This is a genomic window from Shewanella sp. BJSY2023SW005 (genome assembly GCF_047314585.1).
Taxonomy (GTDB): domain Bacteria; phylum Pseudomonadota; class Gammaproteobacteria; order Enterobacterales; family Shewanellaceae; genus Shewanella; species Shewanella algae.
Genome location: NZ_JBKORJ010000017.1, coordinates 99,896 through 107,151 on the forward strand (window position 1 = coordinate 99,896; position 7,256 = coordinate 107,151).

At 47.7% G+C, this 7,256-nt stretch carries 8 protein-coding genes; 6 read left to right on the forward strand and 2 right to left on the reverse strand.

The window, feature by feature from the left end:
- The first annotated feature begins 61 nt into the window (after window positions 1-61).
- The 5 genes from ACMHXI_RS03565 (at window position 62) to rlmM (ending at window position 3,824) form a co-directional block, all read left to right on the forward strand.
- Complete coding sequence (locus tag ACMHXI_RS03565; protein WP_028781016.1) at window positions 62-697, forward strand: imm11 family protein; 636 nt, start codon at window positions 62-64, stop codon at window positions 695-697.
- A 6-nt stretch (window positions 698-703) separates the two neighbouring features.
- Window positions 704-1,195, forward strand: coding sequence for a hypothetical protein (locus ACMHXI_RS03570; protein ID WP_045283881.1), 492 nt, complete (start codon window positions 704-706; stop codon window positions 1,193-1,195).
- 125 nt (window positions 1,196-1,320) lie between these two features.
- Window positions 1,321-1,965, forward strand: a complete 645-nt coding sequence (locus ACMHXI_RS03575) for an alpha/beta fold hydrolase (protein ID WP_101059822.1) — start codon at window positions 1,321-1,323, stop codon at window positions 1,963-1,965.
- Window positions 1,966-1,967: 2 nt separating this feature from the next.
- A complete protein-coding gene (locus tag ACMHXI_RS03580; protein WP_025887273.1) occupies window positions 1,968-2,357 on the forward strand; it encodes a DUF423 domain-containing protein in 390 nt (129 codons plus the stop codon).
- A gap of 384 nt (window positions 2,358-2,741) precedes the next feature.
- A complete protein-coding gene (gene rlmM / locus ACMHXI_RS03585) occupies window positions 2,742-3,824 on the forward strand; it encodes a 23S rRNA (cytidine(2498)-2'-O)-methyltransferase RlmM (protein ID WP_101059821.1) in 1,083 nt (360 codons plus the stop codon).
- 37 nt (window positions 3,825-3,861) lie between these two features.
- Here rlmM and ACMHXI_RS03590 read toward each other — a convergent pair whose 3' ends face one another.
- A complete protein-coding gene (locus tag ACMHXI_RS03590) occupies window positions 3,862-4,170 on the reverse strand; it encodes a hypothetical protein (protein ID WP_101059820.1) in 309 nt (102 codons plus the stop codon).
- A gap of 265 nt (window positions 4,171-4,435) precedes the next feature.
- Between ACMHXI_RS03590 and ACMHXI_RS03595 the strand changes: the two genes are divergently transcribed.
- On the forward strand, window positions 4,436-5,689 hold the full coding sequence (locus ACMHXI_RS03595) for a valine--pyruvate transaminase (RefSeq protein WP_071238307.1): 1,254 nt from the start codon (window positions 4,436-4,438) through the stop codon (window positions 5,687-5,689).
- A gap of 419 nt (window positions 5,690-6,108) precedes the next feature.
- Here ACMHXI_RS03595 and ACMHXI_RS03600 read toward each other — a convergent pair whose 3' ends face one another.
- Window positions 6,109-7,107, reverse strand: a complete 999-nt coding sequence (locus ACMHXI_RS03600; protein ID WP_045283879.1) for a DUF5677 domain-containing protein — start codon at window positions 7,105-7,107, stop codon at window positions 6,109-6,111.
- Window positions 7,108-7,256: the final 149 nt, after the last annotated feature.

The following is a 7,256-nucleotide window of genomic DNA, read 5'->3' on the forward strand; positions in this document are numbered from 1 at the left end:
CTCTGCATATACAGGAAGGCACTACAAATAAGTGAAAGCTTGCAGTTTATAGGGAACTTTGATGGAACTGGCTTACATAAACGAAAACACGGAAGAGAGTGATGCCATGTTTAGTTGCTCTGATAACAGAGAGCACCTGTACGAAGACATGGACTACATTCCAGTGAGCGCATTGAGTGCGGTTATTTGGGAGGACGAAGACAGTTATTCAGAAGCAGTTTTCGATATCACAAACTCAGGGGATTTAAGCGTTACCAAACCTATAGCAGACGTTTTTATGAGCTTTGACCCATATGGCGTCGCTTTTTTGCCCAATAGATTACAGTGCATGGATGGTCTGTCGACTCAGCAGCGATATATTATCGCGATAAATAACGAGTTGGATGTATTGGATGAAGACAAGTCAGTTATAAAAAACGTTATCAGGCATTATGATCCCAAAAAGCACGGCTACGATGTGCCATTGGAAGAGCAGAAGCCTTTTCATTCAATCATAGTTAGTAAATTGTATCTTGACCGAGAAAAGCTCGAGTCTTATCCCATGAACCGCAGACACATTTTCAGGGTTAAAGGTACCAATAACTTTTTCTTTTCTTCAGAAGTATATGATGAGCTCTATAATATCGCTCTACAGGGGTTAGCTTGTGGACTGACCGCTTTTAAGTTTGATGTCGATGATGAAGCACCAAGGAGATAATAGTAAGTGAAAGATGAATACTCGATACTCACTAAACAAAATATGGATACTTTCCCATTCCAACAAACACCTGCACCAGTAGGTGCTGCAGCACCGGATCTGTTATTGGAAATGACCTTTTCTCCAAAGCTGTTCATTATTGGTGATATAGCATCCAAACTGGAGCCATTGGTGCAGCATGGTGTTGAATGGCTGGATGCTCGTGTTGACAATTCGCCAAGTCAACCTTCGGATGAACAACTCGAGGTATATGACAACTATCGAATGCCTTATATCCAGCAGACGTACAGATTGACGGATAAAGAAAAGCAATTTGGTAAGTTGAATTGGTTAGATACTGACTCGACAGAGTTCGATTTTTCTAAGCTGGAAAATATTCCTGTGGAACAAAGGTTAATATTTAAACTGGAAGAGGACTTTGGCTTGGTGTTTATTCATCAAAGTGTGATTGATTTGTTGAAAAAACATGTAAAAACGGTATGGGTAAGAGATATATAATTACCGCTTGGTCGTTTTTTAACGCTACTTTTTTAATAAATTGATTTGTCAGGGAAGTACGGTATTTAATATTGTGGTTTATTCGAACCCAAGCATGAAAATTATTGTATCTTCGGACAGGGCTGATGATGAATTTGAATACTAACTGGCTGCTGGATAAAGGTAAAAACAGTGACACTCTGGTGTTGTTCGCCCATGGCGCCGGTGCCGATATGCACAGCGACTTTATGGCAGATTATGCCACACTGTTGTCCGCCAGCGGCCCGAGCGTGCTGAGGTTTAACTTTCCTTACATGGTCAAGCGCGGCGAGGATGGCAAGCGACGCCCGCCGGACCGGGCACCTGCGCTGTTGCAGTCCTTCGAGCAGACCTTGGCAGCAGCGGTTGCCGAGTTTGCGCCCAAGCGACTATTTTTTATGGGCAAATCCATGGGCGGGCGGATGGCGGCCATGCTGGCGGCCAATGATAAACTGGCGATGACCCCCTGCGGCGTTATCTGTCTTGGTTATCCGTTTTTGCCGCCGAAGAAAACCGAGCCCAGACTTGAGCCCTTGTGGGAGTGTCCCTCGCCTCTGCTTATTTTGCAGGGCGAGCGCGACAGCTTCGGCAAGCGCGAGCAGTTGGCCTCCTGGGCGCTGCCCGAGCAGGCCAAAGTACGCTTTATTACCGACGGAGATCATAGTTTTGTGCCGCGCAAGTCGTCCGGAACGGATCTTAAGGCTAACCTGCAGGATGCCGTGAAAGAATCACTTATATTTATCGGGAGTTAGTTATGCGTAAGGGGTTATTGTTACTGGCGGCCATCAGTGGTTTCTTTGCCGTTGCTCTGGGAGCTTTTGGCGCCCATGGACTCAAGACCATTGCACCTGCCGAGTTGATCGCCATATTCAACCTGGGGGTGGAATATCAGTTCTATCACACCTTTGGTTTGATAACCCTGGCCTTTGCCGGTCACTGGTTCAAGTCGCGTCTGATTGACTGGGCGGCGGGGCTGTTTATCGCCGGGATCTTTATGTTCTCCGGCTCGCTGTATCTGTATGCTCTGACCGGCACCAAGTGGCTGGGCATGGTAACCCCTCTCGGCGGCAGCTGCTTCCTGGTGGGCTGGTTATTGTTGGCGGCAGCGGTATGGCGCCACCGCATGGATGAAACCGGGCTTTAAGTCTGGTTGGCTAAAGCCATTATTTACTAAAATAATCATTTACTAAAGTAATTGCCCACTAAAGCTGTCCTCTAAAAAGCGAGCCCTCCAGAGAGATAGATAGTTAGAAATATAGCTATTTAAGTAGATAGTCCGCAGGCATGCCCTGGCAAACACCCGCCCAAGTGGCGGGTGTTCTATTCCCAATTGCCGAAGGGCAGGGTGCATGGGCCGATACGCGCTGCAGGCCGAGGTCAATTTAGCCCGAGCTTTCTTACAAGCCTGGCATGCTCGGCTTTTCATTCTCACCGAGTCAGGCAACTCCTATTCACAATGCTATGGTATACTCGCGCCTTCGCCAGTTGCCGGAGGCTTTCCGGTAAGATTCACTGTTTGGAAATACCAATGAACAACCTGTTTCTGTTTTGTCGTGCCGGCTATGAAAAAGAGTGCGCGGCCGAGATCCAAAATCGGGCGGCACTGCTCAATGTCGGTGGTTTCGTCAAGGCCAATAACAACGATGCCTATGTGATCTTTCAATGTTTTGCCGAAGGGGAAGCCGACACCCTGGCACAGGAACTGGCGCTGGACTCATTGATCTTCGCCCGGCAGATGTTTGTCTGCGGCGATCTGCTCAGCGACCTGCCTCCCGAAGACAGGGTAGGGCCAATTGCCGCCGCGCTTGAAGATATCAGCAAGGGCGGTGAGCTAAGGGTCGAAACCCCGGATACCAACGAAGCCAAAGAGCTGCTGACCTTCTGCCGCAAGTTTACCGTGCCGCTGCGTCAGTCGCTGAAACAGAGCGGTACTCTGCTGGCCAAGGAAAACCCCAAGCGGCCGATAATCCATGTGTGCTTTGTGGCACCGGGCAAGGCGTTTGCCGGTTATTCCTACAGCCATAACTCGTCACCGTTTTTTATGGGGATCCCCAGGCTCAAGTTTCCCGCTGATGCGCCCAGCCGCTCGACTTTGAAACTGGATGAGGCCTTCAATCACTTTATTCCCGAGCGGCAGCGGGAAGAACGTTTGCGCAGCGGCCTCAACGCCGTGGATCTCGGCGCCTGTCCCGGCGGCTGGACCTATCAGTTGGTGCGCCGCGGTATGTTTGTATCGGCCGTCGACAACGGCCCCATGGATGCGAGTTTGATGGAAACCGGCCAGGTGACTCACTTCCAGGCCGATGGTTTCCGTTTCGAGCCCAAGCGCAAGAACATCTATTGGCTGGTGTGTGACATGGTGGAAAAACCGGCCAGGGTGGCCGAGCTGATGGAAGCCTGGGCCATTAATGGCTGGTTTAAAGAGGCTATCTTTAACCTGAAACTGCCGATGAAGAGCCGTTACAAAGAGGTGAGCACCATATTGGAAAATATGCAGGCCATTCTCAAAGAAAACGGCATCACAGAGTTTAAGCTGGCCTGTAAACACCTCTATCACGACAGGGATGAAGTGACAGTGCATCTGTGGCTGCGACCCAACTCTCCTTGGTGAGTTGGCACTCGAGGCCCCAAGCGGGCCTTGATGCGTTTCAGCTCAAGGCCAACTGCTGTAGCACGGCATCTGGAATATCATACTGGCCGCAAACCCACTCAAGATTGCCGTCGACAAAGCCGAGTAGTTCCCGGGTCAACATCAGGTTATAGACGGCAGCGGCCACTAGGCTAACGTACTCGGCTTTCTTTCTCGGTGACAAGTGATGGTGGCGCCGGTAATCCTGCAGTGCCTGTTCCAGCTTCTTGCCGGCAACGCCTAGGGAACCGGCTTGTTCCCGCATCAATTCCTGCTCTAACAGACTCTGCTGTTGCTGCTTTAGTTCACTCAGTTTTGAGGCTGACACCCGCTGCTCCTCTGGCTGCTTCTCCTGTTTTTAAGTGTGTGCCCCTGATAATGGATCAACAAGTCGATGTCGGCGAAATGTTCGCTGGCGCACAAAAATCTGCTCTCAAATGACCATGCAACTTATACTTGGGCGCTTGCAGCCATTTAAGCTTGGTAAATATTGAGTTGTATCACGCAACTAAAAAACTTTTAAGGTGTAATCTGCTGCGGTTCCTGCTACTAAATAAGTTCTGTTTCTTGATATGAGTCTGCGGATAGAAGTAATGCAGTTTTCCAAGTTTGGTGACAAGTTTAACCGTTATACAGGTATCACCCAGTTGATGGATGATCTCAACGAAGGGCTACGCACTCCGGGGGCGATTATGCTGGGTGGCGGTAACCCGGCGGCCATCCCCTCCATGCTGGACTATTTTACCGAGCTTAGTGCCGATATGTTGGCCAAGGGCGAGTTGCTAGCGGCCATGACCAACTATGATGGCCCGCAGGGAAAAGATGCCTTTCTCAATGCCTTGGCCAAGCTGCTGAACGATACCTACGGTTGGTCGCTGACCAAAAACAATATTAGCCTCACCAACGGCAGCCAGAGCTCCTTTTTCGCGCTGTTTAACCTGTTTGCCGGTACCACTGCCGAGGGGCAAAAACGCAAGATCTTACTGCCGCTGGCCCCGGAGTATATCGGCTACAGTGATGCCGGTCTGGAAGATGAACTATTTCGTACCTTCAAGCCGGAAATCACCAAGCTGGATGGCGGCTTGTTCAAATACCACATCGACTTTGAAAGGCTTAAAGTCGATGCCGATATCGGTGCCATTTGTGTTTCGCGGCCGACCAACCCCACAGGCAATGTGCTGACAGATGAAGAGGTTGATAAGCTGGATAAGCTGGCAAGAGCGCACGGGATCCCGCTGATCCTCGACTGCGCCTATGGCTCACCTTTCCCCAATATTCTGTTTGAAGATGTGACTCCTTTCTGGAACGACAACACTGTGTTGTGTATGAGTCTCTCCAAGTTGGGGCTGCCGGGGCTGCGCTGCGGCATAGTGATAGCCAACGAAGCCATCACCCAGGCGCTGACCAATATCAACGGTATTATTTCTCTGGCACCGGGCAGCATGGGCCCGGCGATGGCGACAGAGATGATAGCCCGTGGTGATATGCTGCGGCTCGGCAATGAAGTGGTGCGGCCTTTCTATCTGCAGCGGGCGCAGCAAACCGTGGCCATGCTGCAACAGGCTCTGCCGGACTCCAGATTCAGAATTCATAAACCCGAGGGTGCGATTTTCCTCTGGCTCTGGTTTGAAGGCCTGCCCATCAGTGCCATGGAACTCTATCGACGCCTGAAAGCCAGGGGCGTATTGGTGGTGCCCGGGGAGTATTTCTTCTTCGGACTGGCCGAAGAGTGGCCACACGCCGGTGAGTGTATTCGGATGAACTATGTGCAACAACCTGAATTGATGCGTCGCGGCATTGAAATCATCGCTGAAGAAGTCAATAAGGCTTGGGCGCAGCTTGGTTAAAACCAAGGCTACTATCGCAGAGTTGCTTGCTGTGAGTTTCAAGCAACTCTGCTGTAGCGTTATGAATCGCCACTAGTTTTCCAGACACCTTTTAGTTAGATAAACTCGCTAATTGTCAGAAATTGTTTAGCTGAATTCCAGAGGCTTTCAGGTATCTCTCCAATCGAACTTTATTCGACCTCCATCGTGTCTGTAATTCGACTTTTTCGCTCATTTCAATAACTGAATGGCCCTCAAAAGGCTTGAAAGATGATTTTCTCCCAGTGAAAACATCAATGTTTCTGTAATCCAGGCAACTAGAGCCTTCACTCAGCTAATAATAGCTAATAATGGGTGTCTTTGTTGTCGTTCTCTTCGAGATGGCATCATGTGGGACCAAAACATCGCCCAAAATAAAGGATTGACGCCATAGTCGTTTGTTAGCACTTTTTTGCGAATGCAGACTCTAGTACTTTTTCTTGTGCAAGAGAAATCATTTTCAAAAATATGGTGCAGTCTAAATTAGGGAACAACAATAAAAATTTAGAAAATGTAATTAATGACGATAGCATTGCAAGATCAATCGGAGTCTCATAACCATAATGACTTGGACCTACAACAAGTACAGCACTATTAAGCTCTGAAATTGCGAAATTTGCATAATTAGACTTAGATGGAGCATGGATCTTCTCGCATGCTAAGGTAAAGTAAGGTCGATAGTGATCTAAACCAACTTTTACTTCTAAGTCATATAAGTTAGGACGATTTCCTTTATAGCCGTTCTCTTCTAAAAATGGCATTGCCCAAAAATAATCTGAATTATTATAATCATCGCCTAGTTCTTCAAACGCAGCCGCTTTTAAAGAAGTAATTGAATCTAATTCAGATTGCGTATATGGCTTATGATTTAATTTAACAGCATGATCGCTATAACACTTTGCACCTTTAGCATTCTTAATATGTTCAGACAAAAGATAATATTTGGCGGACTTTTTAGATTCAAAAATAACACAAGAGCATACAGCTAATTCATGGAGTGTTCGCCACCGAGTCATTGCGCCATCAGGGTAACCAGCCTCAATTAACGCTTGAATCTCTCTAAGAACTAACACCGATTTAGCATGAATCTGAGTCAAAGCAACAAACCTAAGATCGAGGCAATCATCCGTTTTTAATACAGACTCGCGATACATTGATGCAATATCTAGGTAACTGAAAATATAAAAATCAAAGAGGTTAAAAGTGGCTCCCCAATATTTCCATATCTTACCTTGTGACTCTCTTCGACTTTTTAAACCATCTTCCAAAGCATCTAAGCTGTCATTTAAGAATTCGCTTGCTACTCCCGAAATAAAGCTGTCAATTTCAGCATCTGTCATACTTTTAAATGATTCTTCTTGCTCTATTTTCTTATGAATTTCGCCGAACGTATATTCCACTAGAATGGCTCGCTAATTTGGTTAAATAGAATAGTGCTAGACATAATGATTCCCTGTGCAGGTGTCGGCCTCCGTGTTTTCTCGTGGATTAGTTAAACCAGAGCCACACTGTTTGTTGATCCAATAGGCAAACAATCACAGGAGGCCGA